This is a genomic window from Sphingosinicella sp. SM1-17 (assembly GCF_056821765.1).
Genome location: NZ_JBPDIO010000001.1, coordinates 1,045,377 through 1,061,705, shown reverse-complemented (window position 1 = coordinate 1,061,705; position 16,329 = coordinate 1,045,377). Strand labels below are relative to the sequence as shown.

Sequence of the window (16,329 nt, the reverse complement as noted above, 5' to 3'; positions counted from 1 at the left end):
GCTGCAGGGCGGAGAAAAGGCTGCTGAACCGAGTTCAGCATGAGAGTGATTTGAAGTGGCAACGCTGACGCAGACTCAAGCCCAGGCGCTTCCTGCCGACTGGCGGGATTTCGTGGCCCTCACCAAGCCGCGGGTGATGAGTCTCGTCGTGTTCACCGGACTGTGCGGAATGCTTGCCGCACCCGTTTCGCTTCATCCGGTGCTCGCCTTCACCGCCGTGCTGTGCATCGCCCTCGGCGCTGGAGCGGCGGCAGCGCTGAACCAATGGTACGAAGCCGATCTCGATTCGATGATGAAGCGGACCGCCGGGCGTCCGCTGCCGGCCGGCCGGATGGAGCGTGATTCGGCGCTTCACTTCGGCGTCGGACTCGGGGTCTTCTCCGTCCTTCTGATGGGACTGGCCACGAATTGGTTCGCGGCCGGCGTACTCGCCCTTTCGATCCTCTTCTACGTTTTCGTCTACACGATCTGGCTGAAGCGCCGAACCCCCCAGAATATCGTCATCGGCGGCGCTGCCGGGGCCTTTCCACCGTTGATCGGCTGGGCCGCAGCCACCGGCCAGGCGGACATGCTCCCGCTGCTCCTCTTCGGCCTGATCTTCCTGTGGACCCCGCCGCATTTCTGGGCGCTCTCGCTTTTCGTACGCTCCGACTATGCGAAAGCGGGCGTGCCGATGCTTCCGGTCGTTGCCGGCGAACGGGCGACCCGGATCCAGATCCTGCTCTACACTCTGCCGATGGCCGCCGTGGCGATCGCACCCTGGGCGCTCGGGCTGACGGGGCCCCTTTATGGGGCAGCGGCAACGGCACTCAGCGCGCTCTTCCTTCTGCTTTCGCTCCAGGTGCTTCGAAACAAGGCCGTCACCCCCGAAGGCATGGCTCCGGAAAAGCGGCTGTTCGCCTTTTCGATCCTCTACCTGTTCGCGCTCTTCGGAGTGCTGGTCGCAGACAAGGCATTGTTGGCATGACTCCGGACGATCCGGTCACCAGGGAAGTTCGCCGGCGTCAGCGTTCGCGGGCGCTTGTCGTCGCCCTTGCGCTCGGCGCCTTCGTCGTGCTGCTCTACTTCATCACCATCGCCCGGATCGGTGCGCTATGAAGGACCGCAAGCTTCGGACGGCGCTGCTGGGCTTCGTCCTCGTCGCGGGGATGACCGGAATGGCGTTCGCCAGCGTTCCGCTCTACCGGATCTTCTGCCAGGTGACCGGCTTCGGCGGGACCACCCAGATGGCGGTCGGCGGCGAAGCGCCCGGTGCGGTGGGCCGGATGATCAGCGTGCGCTTCGACGCCAACACCTCGCCTGCTCTGGGCTGGGATTTCGAGCCGGTCGATACCAGCCGCCGGGTGGCGGTCGGAGCGCGGAACATCGCACTCTACACCGCCCGCAACGTTTCGGACCGGCCGGTCGTCGGAACCGCCACCTTCAACGTCACCCCAAGCCAGGCGGGCCAGTATTTCAACAAGATCCAGTGCTTCTGCTTCACCGAGCAAAGGCTGGAGCCGGGGCAGGAAATCAGCATGCCCGTGGTCTTCTTCGTGGACCCGAAGATGCTGGACGATCCGAACGCCCGCAACATCAGCGAGATCACGCTTTCCTACACCTTTTACCCGGTGGACCAGCCGGGGAACGGAAGTTAGAGGGGCGCAACATCCTCACCTGGCGCAGGCCGGGTGAAGCCAAGGGAACAGGGACGAAGAATGGCCGGAGCGAAGAACCATCCCTATCACATCCTGCCGCCGAGTGCGTGGCCGTTCGTCGGCTCGATGTCGGCGCTGGTCCTCTTCGGCGGGCTCGTGATGTGGATGCACGATTATGCCTACGGCCCTTATCTGTTCGGGCTGGGCGTGATCGGGGTCATCTTCACCATGTTCAGCTGGTGGTCGGACGTGATCCGCGAGGCGCATGCGGGCGATCACACGCCGATCGTGCAGCTTCACCTGCGTTATGGAATGATCCTGTTCATCGCCTCCGAGGTGATGTTCTTCGTTGCCTGGTTCTGGGCCTATTTCAACGCGGCCCTGTTCCCGTCGGAAATCGACGCGGTCGGCGGCACCTGGCCGCCGGCAGGAACCGAGGTTCTGGATCCCTTCGGTTGGCCGCTGTTCAACACCCTGGTCCTGCTCTGCTCGGGAACCACGGTGACCTGGGCGCACCACGCCCTGATCAACGGCGACCGGGACGGACTGATCAAGGGCCTGTGGGCGACGGTCGGCCTCGGCCTGTTGTTCACCGCCGTCCAGATCTATGAATATGCCCACGCGCCGTTCCTCTTCGTCGGACCGGAAGCGAACATTTACGGTTCGACTTTCATGATGGCGACCGGCTTCCACGGCGCTCACGTGGCGATCGGAACGATCTTCCTGATCGTCTGCCTCGTCCGGGCCTATAAGGGCCACTTCACCCAGCGTCAGCATTTCGGCTTCGAAGCCGCCGCCTGGTACTGGCATTTCGTCGACGTGGTCTGGCTGTTCCTGTTCCTGTGCATCTACATCTGGGGCGGCTGGGGCGCCGACATTCACTAGGCAATGACGGGCCGGACCCCCATGTCCGGCCCGATGTCTTCATCCCCCTCTCCCATCCTGGTCGCGCTTCAGGGCCTATGTCCCCGCTGCGGCAACCGGACGCTCTTCTCCGGGCTCGCCACCTTCGAACCGAACTGCCGGCGTTGTGAACTCGACTTTCAAGCCTTCAATGTCGGCGACGGACCTGCGGCCTTCCTCACCCTGATCGTGGGCGGCCTCATCACCGCTCTGGCCATTGGACTGGAGCTGACCGCAGAGCCGCCCTGGTGGCTGCACGTCCTGCTCTGGCTGCCACTGACGAGTCTTGCCGTCATCCTTTCGTTGCGGTTCGCCAAGGGCCTTCTGCTTGCGCTCGAGTGGCGCCATCGTGCGCACGAGGCCCGAATGAGGGACGAAGAATGAAGCGGCTTCCCGTCTTTCCGACGATCGTCGTCCTCGCCGCCGTCGCGACGATGATCGCGCTCGGGATCTGGCAGCTCCAGCGCGCCGCCTGGAAGGAGCGATTGCTCGCCGACTATGCGGCGGCGGCGGCGCAGCCGGCCGTCGATCTCGATCCCCTCCTCGCCGACCCGCCCGACAATCTGGCACCGCTCGCCTTCCGCAAGGTCCTCGTCACCTGCCGCGCCGACAATGTCCAACCGCAGCTGCGCGGGGGTCGAAGCCGCGAGGGCCAGGGGGGCTACAGCTATTTCCTCCCCTGCCGGCCTGGAGCTTCCGGCCTGGCAGGCCGACTCACCGTCAATGCCGGTTGGAGCGCCATGCCGGACGGCGACCGCCGGCTCGCGCTCTCCGGAACGATCGCCGGAACCCTGGGGATGGTCGAGGAAGGGCAGCCGATCATCCTGACCAGCGCCGTCGCCGCGCCACCTTTGCGACCAAGCGCCGCACCGTCGATCGGGGAGATTCCCAACAACCATATCGGCTATGCCTTCCAGTGGTTCTTCTTCGCGGCGGCAGCGCTGGTCATCTATCTTCTCGCACTCCGCCGGCGAGGCGCGGATTTGCCGCCGGAGCGCTGAGCTCCTACATCCGGGCTCGATGATGCGCCTCACCCGACTTTCCAACGGACTATCCGTCGCCAGCCGGTCCATGGCCGGGCTCGAAACCGTCGCCGTCGGCCTCTACGCCGATGCAGGCTCGCGCCACGAACCGACGCCCCTCAACGGCATCGCCCATCTGTTCGAACATATGGTCTTCAAGGGCGCCGGCGGCCGCTCTGCGCGGGAAATCAGCGAAGCGATCGAGGATGTCGGCGGGGATCTCAACGCCTGCACCGAGCGCGAAGGAACGAGCTTCACCGCCTCGCTTTTGGCCGAACATCTTCCGCTCGGCCTCGAAATCCTGTCCGACATGCTGCTCCGGCCCCATTTCGACTCGGCGGAGCTGGTCCGGGAGAAGGAGGTCGTACTCCAGGAACTGGGCGAAGCGCGCGACACGCCGTCCGACATCATCTTCGATCACCTCTGGGAAGCAGCCTATCCGGATCAGCCGCTCGGCCGCTCCATCCTCGGCAGCGAAGCCAGCATTGCGGCGATCGGAGTCGACGATCTCCAAGCCTGGCGGGAGAACCAGTTTCGAGCCGAAAGCCTGTTTCTCGTCGCCGCCGGCAAGGTCGACCATGAGGAACTGGTGGCGCTGGCCGAGCAACGATTCGCCGAACTGCCCTGCGGCAGGATCGCCGCCGCCGAACCCGCGCGATTTGCCGGCGGTATGCGCAGCGGCCCGGTACGGGCCGATCAGGCCCATATCGCCCTCGCCTATCCGGCGCCCGCCTTGCTCGATCCGGACCATTATCCAGCGCGGCTGTTTTCCGACATTCTCGGCAATGGCGCATCCTCTCGGCTCTTTCAGGCCGTTCGCGAGGAACGGGGCCTCGCTTATTCGGTCTGGTCCTCGCTGCTTCCCTGCCGCGACAGCGGCACCTTCTACCTTTATGCCGCCACGGCGCGCCGGCAGGCCGCAGCAGCGGCCGCGCTCGTCGCCGATGTCGTCGCCGATGCTGCCGAGACCGTCACCCAGCGCGAGCTCGACCGGGCGGTCGCGCAGGCGAAGGCCGGGCTTCTGATGTCGCTGGAATCGAGCTGGGGCCAGGCCGCTTACGTCGCTCGCCAGCTCTCGGTCCACGGACGACTTGTCGATCCCGCCGAGGTGGTTCGGGAGTATGAGGCCGTGACTCTCGACCAGGTCAGGGCCGTCGCCACGCGGATCCTCGCCGGGCCGCGCGCGAGCGCGACGATCGGCGTGCCAGCCGTCCGGGCGGCGTGAGACTTTCGACGCTCGTCGCCGAGCCGTGGGGCGATTACGGCCTCGTCGACTCCGGACATGGCCGCAAGCTCGAGCGCTATGGGCGCTATCGCTTCGTCCGACCCGAACCGCAGGCCATGTGGGCGCCCGCGGCGGATGCCTGGGAAGCGGATGGCGAGTTCGTGCCCGGTTCGGACGAGGAGGGCGGCGGACGATGGCAGTTCTCCCGGCCGGTTCCGAGCGACGGCTGGGAGCTCGGCTGGGAGGAGGTCCGGTATCGGGCCCAGTGCACGCCATTCCGCCACCTCGCCTTTTTCCCCGACATGGCGCCGCAATGGCAATGGATGCGCGAACGGCTGGGCGAAGGGACCGAAGCGCTCAACCTGTTCGGCTATACCGGCGTCGGCACGCTCGCGATGGCCGCGACCGGCGCTCGGCTCGTCCATGTCGACGCCTCCAGGAAGTCGGTGGAAGCGGGCAAGGCCAATGCCGGTCTGTCGGGGATGGCGGAGCGACCGATACGCTGGCTGGTCGACGACGCGGGCAAGTTCGTCGCGCGCGAGGTTCGCCGCGCCCGACGCTATGACGGAATCATCCTCGACCCGCCCAAATATGGGCGAGGTCCGAACGGCGAGGTGTGGCGTCTGGAGGAAGATCTTCCGGGCCTGATCGCCGACTGCCGTCAGCTGCTCGATTCGGACAGCCGCTTCCTCGTCCTCACCGTCTACGCCGTCCGTATGTCCGCGCTTGCGATCGGCGAGCTGCTCAACCAGGCGCTCGGGGATCTTGGCGGGCGGATCGAATGCGGCGACATGGCGGTTCGCGAGGAAGCCCGTCGCCTGCTGCTGCCGACAGCCATTTTCGCGAGGTGGAGCCGGGACTGAGTCGCTAGTCGCGGCTCGCCCGGATCGCCGCTCCGGCGGCAAAGGGCACGCCAGCGACGAGCAGAAGCGAGACGGCACCCAGCAGCTGAAGCGCGCCGGTGTCGTTGCCGCGTTCGACCAGCCCGGCCCCGAAGATCAGCAACGGGACGGCAAGCGGAAGCATCAGCAGGCCGGCCAGAGCGCCACTGCGCCTGAGCCCGGCGGTAAGCGCGGCTACGCCGAGGGTGAGCCCGGCGAGGCCGGGCGTGCCGACCAGCAGCCCGAGTTCCAGCCGGAGCAGGACCTCCTGCGGCAGCTTCATCAAGGCCGCGGCCGGGATGGCGGCGATCATGAGCGGCGGTCCGAAGCTGAGCCAGTGACCGGCGAGCTTGGCCAGCACGACCGATTCCTCGCTGATCCCGCGAACGGCGAGCTGGTCGAGCACACCCGCGGCCCGGTCGGGCTCGACAAGCCGGTCCACCGGCAGAAGAGCCGCGAGCAGGGCGGCCATCCAGAGGGCACCGCCTCCGGTCCGGGCAAGCAGCGGACCGTCGGGTCCCACCGCGAACGGGAAAAGTGTGGCCACCAGCAGGAAGAAGATCAACGGAAGGAGCGCCGTTCCTCCCGAAGTGGCGATCCTCAACTCGCGCAGGATCAGGGCGATCATCCCAACGTCACCGTCCGGACGTCTTCCAGCCCCAGAGGCTGGTGGGTCGCAGCGAGGATCGCTCCGCCCTCGGCCCTGTGCGCCGCCATCGCGACCGCGAGCCTCTGCTGTCCTTCCGAGTCGAGCCCGTTTCCGGGCTCGTCGAGAAGCCAGAGCGGTGCTCCGCTCGCGACCACCCGCGCCAGCACGGCACGCTTGCGTTGGCCGGTCGAAAGCATCCGCACAGGCACCGGGGCGAGATGAGCCAGTCCCATCCGCTCGAGCGCTGGTTCGAGCGATCCTCCGTCCAGGCCGGCCCAGAAGCCCAGCGAATCGGCAAGCGGCCGGCGTTCGTCCAGCGCGGCATTTTCGTCAGCCAGAGCGCAGCGGTCCCGCTCGACCGATCCGGCTGCCGGATTCAGCAGACCGGCGGCAATTCGAAGAAGGCTGGATTTGCCGACGCCATTGGGCCCGGTCAGCACCGCCGCCTCGCCCGCGCTCAGGACAAGGCTGAAGCCTTGGAACAGCATTCGCCCCCCACGCCGGCCGGTAAGGCCTTCCAGACGGAGCCGCTGGCTCAATCCGCCTGCTCCTCGATGGCGTGCATTTGCTCGTCGGAAAATCCGAAATGGTGCCCGACCTCATGGACGATCACATGGGTGATCAATTCTTCGAGGCTCACCCCCGTCTCGACCCATTCGTCGAGCAGCGGGCGTCGGTAAAGGTGGATCATCGGCGGCAGCTCGCCCGATGCCCAGCTCGACGACTTGTCGAGCGAGCGGCCGCTATAGAGGCCGGAGAGCTCGAACTCGTTCTCGATGCCGAGTTCCTTCAGCACCTCCTCGTCGGCAAACTCCTCGATTCGCAGGACGACATCGCGAAGGTGGACCCTGAACTGATCGGGCAGACCCGCGATCGCCTGCTCGGCGAGCCGCTCGATCGCCGCCGCATCCGGCGCGTAGGTTTGACCCCTGCCCATGAGACGGGCCATAAAGTGGGCAGGCCTAGGGCGGAAGAGGCGCCGTCGACGCTCTGGATATGATCTCTTCGGCGCTTTCGGCAGGTGAGCCGAGCCGCAAAGCGCCGCCATGTCGGGCAAGTCAACCGGCAGCCGCAGGAGGAAAGGGTGACCTTGCTATCAGCAGTCGAGCGGGAGGAAGCACTCCGAACGCTGTCCGGCTGGCAATATGATGCTCAGCGGAACGGCATCGCCAGAAGCTTCCGCTTCCGCGATTTCGGTGAAGCTTTCGCTTTCATGACCCGAGTCGCGCTTGAGGCCGAAAAGGCCGACCACCACCCCGACTGGGCCAATGTCTGGAATAGGGTCGATATTCTGCTCTCAACGCATAGCGCCGGCGGAGTCACGGAGAAGGATTTGGCGCTGGCGCGGCGGTTGGACGAGATCGTCGACTAAGGCCTGCATTGGCCCTTTGAAAATGGCATAATGAAGCCGATTCCGGTTCCGAGGGGAGCGACAGGAGAGCGATGCGGATTACCGACGAGAGTCTCTGATCCCGGGCCGATCCGCTCGGAAGGGTCCTGTCCTATCCTCGCCAGTCGATCCAAGCCCCATAAGGATGGCAGGTCGCGAGATGAAGCGGCTCACCGCCCGGCCAGCAAGTAAGCCATAGCTGGACTTCCGTCCGTCCGGGCGCCCATTCGAACCCGATCCGGATCAGCGGTCGCTCCGTACTGGCGCGCGAACCGGCCGCTGCGATCATGTGGTCAACCGCCCGGCGGTCCTCGTCGCCGAGATACTGCATCATCATGGAATGAAAGACGGCCCGACACCGTCCGGCAGTCTGGGGCGCGCGCAACTGCTCCGCCAGCCAGGAGACGGCATCGGCGCGTTCGACGCGTGGCGGATGGCGCTGCGCGAGCGCCAGCGCCTGCCGAAGGCGCTCCGAGCGAGCCGGCTGGTCGGCGAAGACGAAGGAAAGCAGCCGCTCACGCGTGGCTTCGTCGCAGGCGTCGAGCGGGTGAAGATCAACGCCGCGGGCGGCCAGGATGTCCACAGGCGCATCGGGCGGCGGGGGACCTCGCCATTCCGGCGCAATCTGCACGGGCGAGCCGAGCGCCCCTGTCGCCAGACCGCCCAGATCATAGGCGTAACGATCGAGATTGAGGTTGAGCCCAGCGCTCGAGCCGAGTTCGATCAGTTCATAGGGCAAACGGGTCGAGCGCCACGCCACCATGAGCGCCGCCCGGATCGCCGCCGCCCGACTGACCTCGTTGGTCTGCGGCGGATCACGCATCCACGCGGCAATGAATTCGTCCTCGGCCGCCATGGCCGCTCCGACAGCGCCGTCGAAATCTTCGTGGCGACGCCTGTAGAGAGAACGGAGCTTGGGCGGCCGGCCGCGACGGGCAAGCGCATGAATGGCGGCATTGAATCGCATCGCCAAGGCTGCCGCGGAGGGATCACCGGGCCACGATGCGATCAACGCCGCCGTGCGCGGCGCCTGGGCGAGATGGCGTTCGCCTGCCTCGAGAACTGCCGCGACGAAGGGCGATCCGAGTGTCCGGGCGACTTTCGCTTGGCGCGAAAGTTCTCCACGGGTGCCACGAAATTCAGTCATGTTCCTCCGGTTCGCCCCAGCCGCGGTGAGTGGATCGCGGCCGTGCGGGCGATACGCTGACTGGGGGTCCGGCAAACCAGGCCCGCAGAGTGGCCGCCGAACGCCCATCGATCAAAATCGTCCCCAGCCGTCGCCCGCGTCGGCCGTCACGTGCGTTCGAGAGGACGGCGCGCGGTTCGATCGCTCCCTGGCGGGAGCGGCCACGCGAGCGGGCGATCTCGATGCCGGCTTGGAACCCACATTGAACTGGCGGGCCTGCTCGGTCAGGCCACCGACCTCGCTGGCAAGATTGCGCGCGGCGGCCGATGTCTGCTCGACCATTGCGGCGTTCTGCTGGGTCGCCTGGTCCATGGTGCCGATCGCCGTGCTGATCTGCGTGATCGCGGTGGATTGCGCCAGATTGTCCTGCGCGATTCGGGCAAGCAGTTCATGCACTTCACCGACGTCGCCCGAAATATTGGCGAGCGCTCCATCGACCTTCTGCACCATCTCCACGGCTGCACCGATGTCGGTCTGAGTGGCGGTGAGCTGGTCCCGGGCCCTCGCGGCCTCCTCCTCCGAGCGCATTGCCAGCGCCGAAACGAGGTCGGCGACGACTGCGAAGCCGCGCCCCGCCTCGCCGGCACGGCCCGCTTCGACGGCAGCATTCATCGCCAGCACACGTGTTTGGAAGGCAATCTTGTCGAGACCCTCGATGACGCTGTCGATGCCCTTCGCGCTTTCCGACACCCGGCCCATCGCCTCGACCGCCTCGTCGGCGACCGTGCGGCCCTGGGTAACGGTCGCGATCGCTCCGTCGGCCCGCTCGACGGTTCGCCTCGCCGCAGCGGCGGTCGCCTTCAGGCGCTCGTCCATCTGCGTGACCGCCGCCGAGGTTTGTTCAAGGCTGGCGGCATTGGCCTCGGTCCTGCGGGCCAAGTCTTCGGAGGCTTGGGCGATCTCGTTCGATCCGGTTCCAATCATGGAAGTCGATTCCATGACGGAGCCGATCAGCTCCCTCAGCGCGGCGATGGCCCCGTTGAAGTTCGTCTTCACCGCGGCGTAATCGGACGGGAAGTTGCGGCTGATTTCGGCGGTCAGATTACCTTCGGCGAGTTCCGACAGGTGGGTCGAGACGGTGTCGACCACCATCTTCTGATCGGCCTCGGCCCTCTCCTTGGCCGCCTCGGCGGCCTGCTTGGCTACAGCAGCATCGCGGAAGACGAGAACGGCGCGGGCCATGTCGCCGAGCTCGTCTCTGCGATCGACGTCGGGAACATCGGTGTCGTTCTTGCCGGCCGCCAACTCGGTCATGCTGCGGGTGAGTCCGCTGATCGGGCGGGCAATGATCCGGCTGAGCAGCACCGCCAGGGCGATAGCGATTCCGATCAGCAGGATGCCGCCGATGAAGAGGGTCGTCATGGCGGTGGAGATAGCCCTCTCCTGTCGCTCCGAATTCTCCTCGATCATTTCGGTCTGGGTCTGGCGGAGTTCCCGCAGCGGCAACACCGGCTTGCTGACCAGGACGGCCGATCCGGCGGCTCGTACCGCGGCCTGGGCAGCCTCACGTCGGCCTTGGCGAGTCCAGGCGATCAGCCGGTCTCCCCAATTGCGGCGCCAGTCGAGAGTCTCGCGGCGCGACAGCTTCACCAGCTCGCGCTGGGCCGGGTCGGTCAGCATGGACTCCAGCTCGGCCGAGGTGCTGTCATATTCGTCGCGCGCCTCGAAGTAGGAGCCGAGATAAGTCTCGTCGCCAGTGACCAGAAAGCCGCGGAACTGACTGTTCTGGCGCAGGATCGAGGTCTCCAGCGTCAGCGCCTTGGCGTAGACGGACTGGCTGAAATTGTTGCTTTCGGTCGAGCTGCGGATCGACGTGATATTCACGTAGAACACGATCATGATGATCGCGGCGGAAGCGCAGATCGCAAGAAAGGACAGGCCCAGCTTGCGGGGGATGTTCAATGCCCTCAGCATCTTATTCGCCTTGATTCATGGATGGAGGGTTGCGCCCGGTCAGAAGCTGAACCGCGCCGTTGCCGAGACGGTCCGACCGTTGAGCGGACGCACTCTGGCGAGGCCGCCGGATGTCGCGATCGAGGCCGTGTCGACGGCCACGAACGCGAGCACGTCGAAGAGGTTGTTGGCATTTAGCGACAGCAGGAGCCGGTCCGTCGGCCGGAACTGAACGAAGGCGTTGGTGGTGACGTAACCCGGCTGCCTCAGTTCGTTGACGTCCTGACCATAGCTCTCGGTGGTGCCGATGAACGTCGCGCCGACGCTCATCCACTCGTTCGAATATTGCGGCGTCACCTGGAAGATCAGGTCGGCCTGGTGCCGGGGCGTATTGCCGACCACGGCCGGGTTGACGGTGTCGGCGACAATCTCGGCGTCGGTGAAGGTCGCACCGGCGCTGATGCCGAGCGGACCCCAGCGATAGGCGCCCTCGAACTCCAGACCCATCGCTTCATATTCCCGCGAGATCCGGCGCCCGCTCGTATTGTCGACGTTGGTGTCCTCGGTCCTCGCCCAAAAGCCGGTCAGGTTCAGGGTCAGGTTGGTCCTGCGGAACTTGACGCCGGCCTCGGCCTGTCGAACGAAATCCACCGCGCCGTCCTCGTCTACCAGGCTACCGTCGACCGAATTGACGATCGGCGTGAACAGGATCCGGTCGGCATTGGCGCGGCCGCCCCGGCTATAGCGGGCGAAGACTGCCAGCGGCTCCGCGATGCGGTAGTTGACCCCCACCGAATAGGAGAGGTAGCGCCAATCATAATCGACCGGCGCCGGGCGGGTCAGCGGCACCGTTCCGACCCGCGTTTCCGGGTTGGAGATGACGCCGTCGCCATTCATGTCGCGGGAGATCATGCCGACGCGGCCGCCGCCCAGCGCCGCGCCGAAGATCGACCCCTCGGCATGGCCGGTATCGTAGCGGACGCTTCCGCCGATAACGAGCTTGCCGATATGATAGTTCAGCGAGCCGAAGGGCGCATTGATCCCGTAGTTTACGTCGTAGTTCCGCGCGAAGTTGCCGCCGGCTAGGCTGAAGTCGTAGGAATAGATGCCGTCTTCGGTGACTCGCGTCCCGTTGGCGCGAGTGATGTCGATCAGCGCCGCTTCGCCATCGCCGCGGACTTCCGAGAATACCGACGTGGATCGCCAGTTGGCGGCTATCTGCTGGCGCGAATTGTAGAAGCCGACGGTGGTCGTCAGGTCGCCGCCGCCGATTTCCCACACCCGGCTGATGCGCAGATCGTTCGTGATATTGTCCAGCCCGTGGAGGTTGAAGTCCCAGAAGGTCAGCCAGGCCAGCAGGCCGTTGCCGCCGATCTCGGCCGGATTGGTGATCGTCTGTCCGGCCAACGGACCGTTGGCGTAGCTCAGCCGTGCCCCCGGACCGCCGAAAATGAAGGCCCAGGCGCCCGCCGGTAGCGCGATCGGCGCAAGGCTGGTGATGAAGTGGTTGGACATGTCCGAGTAGCGGAACCGCTCGGTGACGGTCCAGCCGGCGAGTTCGAACTGCGCCTCCAGGCCAACCGACATCATCTGAGCGTGCTGGCCGTCGCGCATGTCGTTGGCGGAAACATTGTTGTCGCCGTCCAGCACCAGGCTGAGGCGGTGGTAGCGAGAGTACCAAGTGTCGCTGTTGGCGTCGAAGTTCGGGATATTCTCGAACACCGGGTTCTCGTCGGTGCCACTCAGGCGCATCAGCGCGACATCATAGGCCGGCGTACGGTCGTCGAGATACTTGCCGTAGAAGCGAATATAGCCGCCGTCGAACTGCTGGGTGACGTTGAGCTTGATCTGGCCGCCGCGGTAGGCATCGTAGCCGGTGTTGCGCGGGCCTTCGCCCTGCCGGTAGAATCCCCCGATGTGGAAGCGTAGCCCGTCGTTGATCGGCGCGCCATATTCAAAGTCGGTGCGATACTCTCCATAGTCCAGGCCGACGCTCGCCTGTACCGCTCCGCCCTGCTGAGTGCCGGTTCGCGACTGGAAATTGATCACGCCGCCGGGGGAGTTGGACGCAAAGGTCGAGGCCGAGCCGCCACGGATGGTCTCGACCTGAGCGAGCGTCAGGTCGGGACGAATGAAGCTGTCGGGGCTGATCGGCACGATGTCGCCGAATTCGAGGACGGGCAAGCCGTCCTCCTGGAGCTGGACGAACTTGGTACCGCTGGACGCGATCGGCAGTCCGCGGATGGAGATGGCGGCGCCGCCTTCGCCGAGCGATCCTTCCGCGCGGATGCCGGGAATGGCGCGCAAGAGGTCGGCGACCGAGCGCGGCGCGAGCTTCAGGATCTCGACATTGTCGAGCGAGCTGGTCGAGATCGCCATGTCGAGCCGGTCGCGGCCGCGGGCCACGCCGGTGGTGACGACATCCCGCTGCGCCGGAGTTTGAGCGGAGTCGGTCGTTGTCGCTTCCGCCGATGCAGCGGTTGCGGCGGTGACGGCAAGGGTTTCGGCGGCAGCGGGAGCGGCAATTGCGATCGGGGCGGCGGCAAGGAGGAGATAAGCGCGAGGCATCGGAGGTCCCTGGAAATTATTGGTTTTTCACGTCCATTATAGGATTGGCGGAACAGGGCGTGGCCGGCTCAACGGAATAATTTCGGGGCCGTGATGGTTAACGCTGATTAACTGGGCTGGCGGCGATCCTTCCTGGCTTGATCGCGCAGCCCGCCGAACCGCCAGACCGCATCAATTCAAACATCACCGACGTTTAGCGATCTCTGCGAAGGCCCGGCCACGGTGCGCGCGAACTGATCGCAGGTTCGGGTGGACCGACGTTCCCGGCGCCGGCGAAGCATCGGAACCGCCTCGCCTGACCAAGCCTTAGGTCAAGCGGAGTTCGCTGCCGCGCTCGCCATCGCAAGAGAATTCCTTCAACGTCGTACAGGTTGCGGACCACTCACCTCGGCACGGCGAGTCAGATCATACCGAGGGCTCCGCGCGCCGGGGCCGGACCACTTGGGTAGTCCGGCCGCGAGGATCGCATCAGAAGTTGAACCGCGCGCTTGCCGAGATCGTGCGTCCGTTGAGCGGATAAGCCCCGACAATTCCTGTCGCCGGGATTGCCGCATCGTTGATCGCGGTGAGCGCCACCACGTCGAAGAGGTTGTTGGCGTTCAGCGACAGCAGCAGGCTTTCGGTCGGCCGAACTTGTACGAAGGCGTTGGTCGTGACGTAGCCTGGCATCCTCAGCTGATTGGTATCCTGCGCAAAGCTGCCGGTCGTGCCGATGAACACGGCGCCGACGCTGAACCGATCGGTTGTGAACTGCGGCGTGGCCTGAAAGATGAACTTGGCCTGATGACGCGGCGTATTTCCGATCAATTGGGGCCTTAGCTGGTCGTCGACGATCTCGGCATCGGTGTAGGTCGCGCCGGCCGTCAGGCTGAACGGCCCGTGCCGATAGCCGCCCTCGAATTCGAAACCCTTGGCCTCATATTCCCGGAGGAAAGGCTCGCCATTGGTGGTGCTGAGGTTCGTGTCCTCGGTCTTCGCCCAGAAGCCGGTCAGGTTCAGCGTCAGGTTCGATGTGCGATATTTCACGCCGATCTCGGCCTGATCGACGAAGTCCACATCGGCGCCGTCGATCAAGATGCTGCCGTCCGCCGAGCTGACGATCGGGCCGAAAAGGATACGGTCGGAATTGACCCGGCCGCCACGGCTGTAGCGTCCGAACACGGCGAGCGGCTCTGCGATACGGTAGTTGATGCCTCCGGAATAGGACAGGTAGCCGAAGTCGTAATCGACGGGCGCGGGCCGGGTGAGCGGGAACACGCCGACATGACGCTCCGCCCCCGAGATGATTCCGTCACCATTCATGTCCCGCTCGATGGAGCCGACGCGACCGCCGCCCAGGTCCGATCCGAAGATGGAGCCGCTGGCCTGGCCGAAATCATAGCGGACGCTGCCGCCGAGCACGAGGTTGCCGATATGGTAGTTCAGAGAGGCGAACGGGGCGTTGATGGCATAGTCGAGCCGGAAGCCCCGACGATAGGCACCGCCCCGACGCGCGACGTTGAAGGCGTAGAAGCCGTCCAGGGTCACCGGAACGCCGTCGGCACGGATGATGTCGACCAGAGCGGCCTCGCCGTCGCCGCGGATCTCCGTGATCACGTTGGTCCAGGTCCAGTCGGAGTCGATCGACTGCCGCGAATTGTAGCTGCCCACTGTGGTGGTCAAGGCCGCGTCGCCCACATTCCAGACCCGGCTGATTCGCAGGTCGTTGTTGACGTTGTCGAGACCGTGGACGTTCGTGTCGGTGACGAGCAGGCTCGCGAGCAGGCCATTGCCGTTGAGCGACGACGGATCGGTGATCCTCTGGCCCGCAAGTGGGCCGGTCGCATAGCGCAGGGTGGCGCCTGGTCCTCCGAAGCCCATGGCGAGCATGGCCGCCGGAAGGATTGTCGGATAGCCAACGCCGAGATTGTGCTTGGAATTGTCCGCGTACCGGAAACGCTCGGTGACCGTCCAGCCGGCGACGTTGAACTGCGCCTCCAGGCCGATTGCGTTCACCTGGACGTGCTGCCCGTCGCGAACGTCGTTGCGGGCGAGGTTGTTCTCGCCGTCCAGCGTCAGATTGGTGGTGAAATAACGGGACAGCAGGGTGTCGCCGTTGATGTCGAACCCGGGAACCGCCTCGAACGAGGGATCGGCATTGGTCCCGGTCACCCGGACCGGCACCTGATCGTAGGCCGGAGTGCGGTCGTCCAGGACCTTCCCGTAAACGCGGATATAGCCGCCGTCGAACTCCTGGGTCACGTTGAGCTTGACCTGACCGCCCTGATAGGCATCGTAGCCGGTGCGGCGGGGGCCTTCGCCGCTGCGGTAGAAGCCGCCGATATGGAAGCGCAGTCCGTCGTTGATCGGCGCTCCATAAGCGAAGTCGACGCGATATTCCTCATAGTCGATGCCGAATGTGGTCTGCACGGCGCCGCCTTCTGTCTCGCCGGTCCGAGACTTGAAGTTGATCACTCCGCCGGGCGAGTTGGATGCGAAGGTGGAGGCTGAGCCGCCGCGGATCGTCTCCACCTGGACGATGTTGAGATCGGCGCGGATGAAGCTGTCCGAGCTGGCGAAGGCGATGTCGCCGAACTCGAGGACGGGAAGGCCGTCCTCCTGAAGCTGCACGAACTTGTTGCCGCTTGACGAGATCGGCAGGCCCCTGATCGAAATGCTGGCACCGCCGACCCCGGTCCCGGCTTCCGAGCGAATTCCTGGGATCGCGCGCAGCAGATCGGAGACGGAGCGCGGCGCGAGCTTCAGGATCTCGACATTGTCGAGCGAGCTGGTCGAGATCGCCATGTCGAGCCGGTCGCGGCCGCGGGCCACGCCGGTGGTGACGACATCCCGCTGCGCCGGAGTTTGAGCGGAGTCGGTCGTTGTCGCTTCCGCCGATGCAGCGGTTGCGGCGGTGACGGCAAGGGTTTCGGCGGCAGCGGGAGCGGCAATTGCGATCGGGGCGGCGGCAAGGAGGAGATAAGCGCGAGGCATCG

16 protein-coding genes are annotated in these 16,329 nt (G+C 65.5%); 9 read left to right on the top strand and 7 right to left on the bottom strand.

What is annotated here, in order from left to right; genetic code table 11:
• Nucleotides 1-55 precede the first annotated feature (55 nt).
• The 8 genes from ACRYLT_RS05385 to ACRYLT_RS05350 are packed head-to-tail and all read left to right on the top strand — an operon-like array spanning nt 56 to nt 5,650.
• Entirely contained in the window at nt 56-967 is a 912-nt protein-coding gene (locus tag ACRYLT_RS05385) for a heme o synthase (RefSeq protein WP_482663077.1), read from the top strand.
• The gene (locus ACRYLT_RS05380) at nt 964-1,098 is read left to right on the top strand and encodes a hypothetical protein (RefSeq protein WP_482663076.1); all 135 of its coding nucleotides are present in this window, start codon (nt 964-966) and stop codon (nt 1,096-1,098) included. Before ACRYLT_RS05385 ends, ACRYLT_RS05380 begins: the two co-directional genes overlap by 4 nt.
• Complete coding sequence (locus tag ACRYLT_RS05375; protein WP_482663075.1) at nt 1,095-1,637, top strand: cytochrome c oxidase assembly protein; 543 nt, start codon at nt 1,095-1,097, stop codon at nt 1,635-1,637. The genes ACRYLT_RS05380 and ACRYLT_RS05375 overlap by 4 nt, the downstream gene beginning before the upstream one ends.
• A 60-nt stretch (nt 1,638-1,697) precedes the next feature.
• Nucleotides 1,698-2,522 (top strand): cytochrome c oxidase subunit 3, encoded by an 825-nt coding sequence (locus ACRYLT_RS05370; RefSeq protein WP_482663074.1) that lies wholly within the window; start codon nt 1,698-1,700, stop codon nt 2,520-2,522.
• 33 nt (nt 2,523-2,555) lie between these two features.
• Nucleotides 2,556-2,924 (top strand): DUF983 domain-containing protein, encoded by a 369-nt coding sequence (locus ACRYLT_RS05365; RefSeq protein ID WP_482663073.1) that lies wholly within the window; start codon nt 2,556-2,558, stop codon nt 2,922-2,924.
• Nucleotides 2,921-3,541 (top strand): SURF1 family cytochrome oxidase biogenesis protein, encoded by a 621-nt coding sequence (locus tag ACRYLT_RS05360; protein ID WP_482663072.1) that lies wholly within the window; start codon nt 2,921-2,923, stop codon nt 3,539-3,541. The genes ACRYLT_RS05365 and ACRYLT_RS05360 overlap by 4 nt, the downstream gene beginning before the upstream one ends.
• 22 nt (nt 3,542-3,563) lie before the next feature.
• A complete protein-coding gene (locus tag ACRYLT_RS05355) occupies nt 3,564-4,787 on the top strand; it encodes a M16 family metallopeptidase (protein ID WP_482663071.1) in 1,224 nt (407 codons plus the stop codon).
• A complete protein-coding gene (locus tag ACRYLT_RS05350; RefSeq protein WP_482663070.1) occupies nt 4,784-5,650 on the top strand; it encodes a class I SAM-dependent methyltransferase in 867 nt (288 codons plus the stop codon). The genes ACRYLT_RS05355 and ACRYLT_RS05350 overlap by 4 nt, the downstream gene beginning before the upstream one ends.
• Nucleotides 5,651-5,654: 4 nt before the next feature.
• Here ACRYLT_RS05350 and ACRYLT_RS05345 read toward each other — a convergent pair whose 3' ends face one another.
• The 3 genes from ACRYLT_RS05345 to ACRYLT_RS05335 are packed head-to-tail and all read right to left on the bottom strand — an operon-like array spanning nt 5,655 to nt 7,254.
• Nucleotides 5,655-6,296, bottom strand: coding sequence for a heme exporter protein CcmB (locus ACRYLT_RS05345; protein WP_482663069.1), 642 nt, complete (start codon nt 6,294-6,296; stop codon nt 5,655-5,657).
• Nucleotides 6,293-6,856 (bottom strand): heme ABC exporter ATP-binding protein CcmA, encoded by a 564-nt coding sequence (gene ccmA, locus ACRYLT_RS05340; RefSeq protein ID WP_482663068.1) that lies wholly within the window; start codon nt 6,854-6,856, stop codon nt 6,293-6,295. The genes ACRYLT_RS05345 and ccmA overlap by 4 nt, the downstream gene beginning before the upstream one ends.
• Nucleotides 6,853-7,254, bottom strand: coding sequence for a metallopeptidase family protein (locus tag ACRYLT_RS05335; protein WP_482663067.1), 402 nt, complete (start codon nt 7,252-7,254; stop codon nt 6,853-6,855). The genes ccmA and ACRYLT_RS05335 overlap by 4 nt, the downstream gene beginning before the upstream one ends.
• 147 nt (nt 7,255-7,401) lie before the next feature.
• Here ACRYLT_RS05335 and ACRYLT_RS05330 point away from each other — a divergent pair, with 147 nt between their 5' ends.
• Nucleotides 7,402-7,689: a 4a-hydroxytetrahydrobiopterin dehydratase gene (locus ACRYLT_RS05330; protein ID WP_482663066.1), complete on the top strand. Its 288-nt coding sequence runs from the start codon at nt 7,402-7,404 to the stop codon at nt 7,687-7,689.
• Nucleotides 7,690-7,819: 130 nt separating this feature from the next.
• Here the strand turns inward: ACRYLT_RS05330 and ACRYLT_RS05325 are convergent, their stop codons facing one another.
• The 4 genes from ACRYLT_RS05325 to ACRYLT_RS05310 form a co-directional block, all read right to left on the bottom strand.
• Nucleotides 7,820-8,854 (bottom strand): DUF2332 domain-containing protein, encoded by a 1,035-nt coding sequence (locus ACRYLT_RS05325; protein ID WP_482663065.1) that lies wholly within the window; start codon nt 8,852-8,854, stop codon nt 7,820-7,822.
• A 111-nt stretch (nt 8,855-8,965) separates the two neighbouring features.
• On the bottom strand, nt 8,966-10,807 hold the full coding sequence (locus tag ACRYLT_RS05320; RefSeq protein WP_482663064.1) for a methyl-accepting chemotaxis protein: 1,842 nt from the start codon (nt 10,805-10,807) through the stop codon (nt 8,966-8,968).
• 39 nt (nt 10,808-10,846) lie between these two features.
• Nucleotides 10,847-13,354, bottom strand: a complete 2,508-nt coding sequence (locus ACRYLT_RS05315) for a TonB-dependent receptor (protein WP_482663063.1) — start codon at nt 13,352-13,354, stop codon at nt 10,847-10,849.
• 468 nt (nt 13,355-13,822) lie between these two features.
• Nucleotides 13,823-16,327, bottom strand: coding sequence for a TonB-dependent receptor domain-containing protein (locus ACRYLT_RS05310; protein ID WP_482663062.1), 2,505 nt, complete (start codon nt 16,325-16,327; stop codon nt 13,823-13,825).
• Nucleotides 16,328-16,329 lie beyond the last annotated feature (2 nt).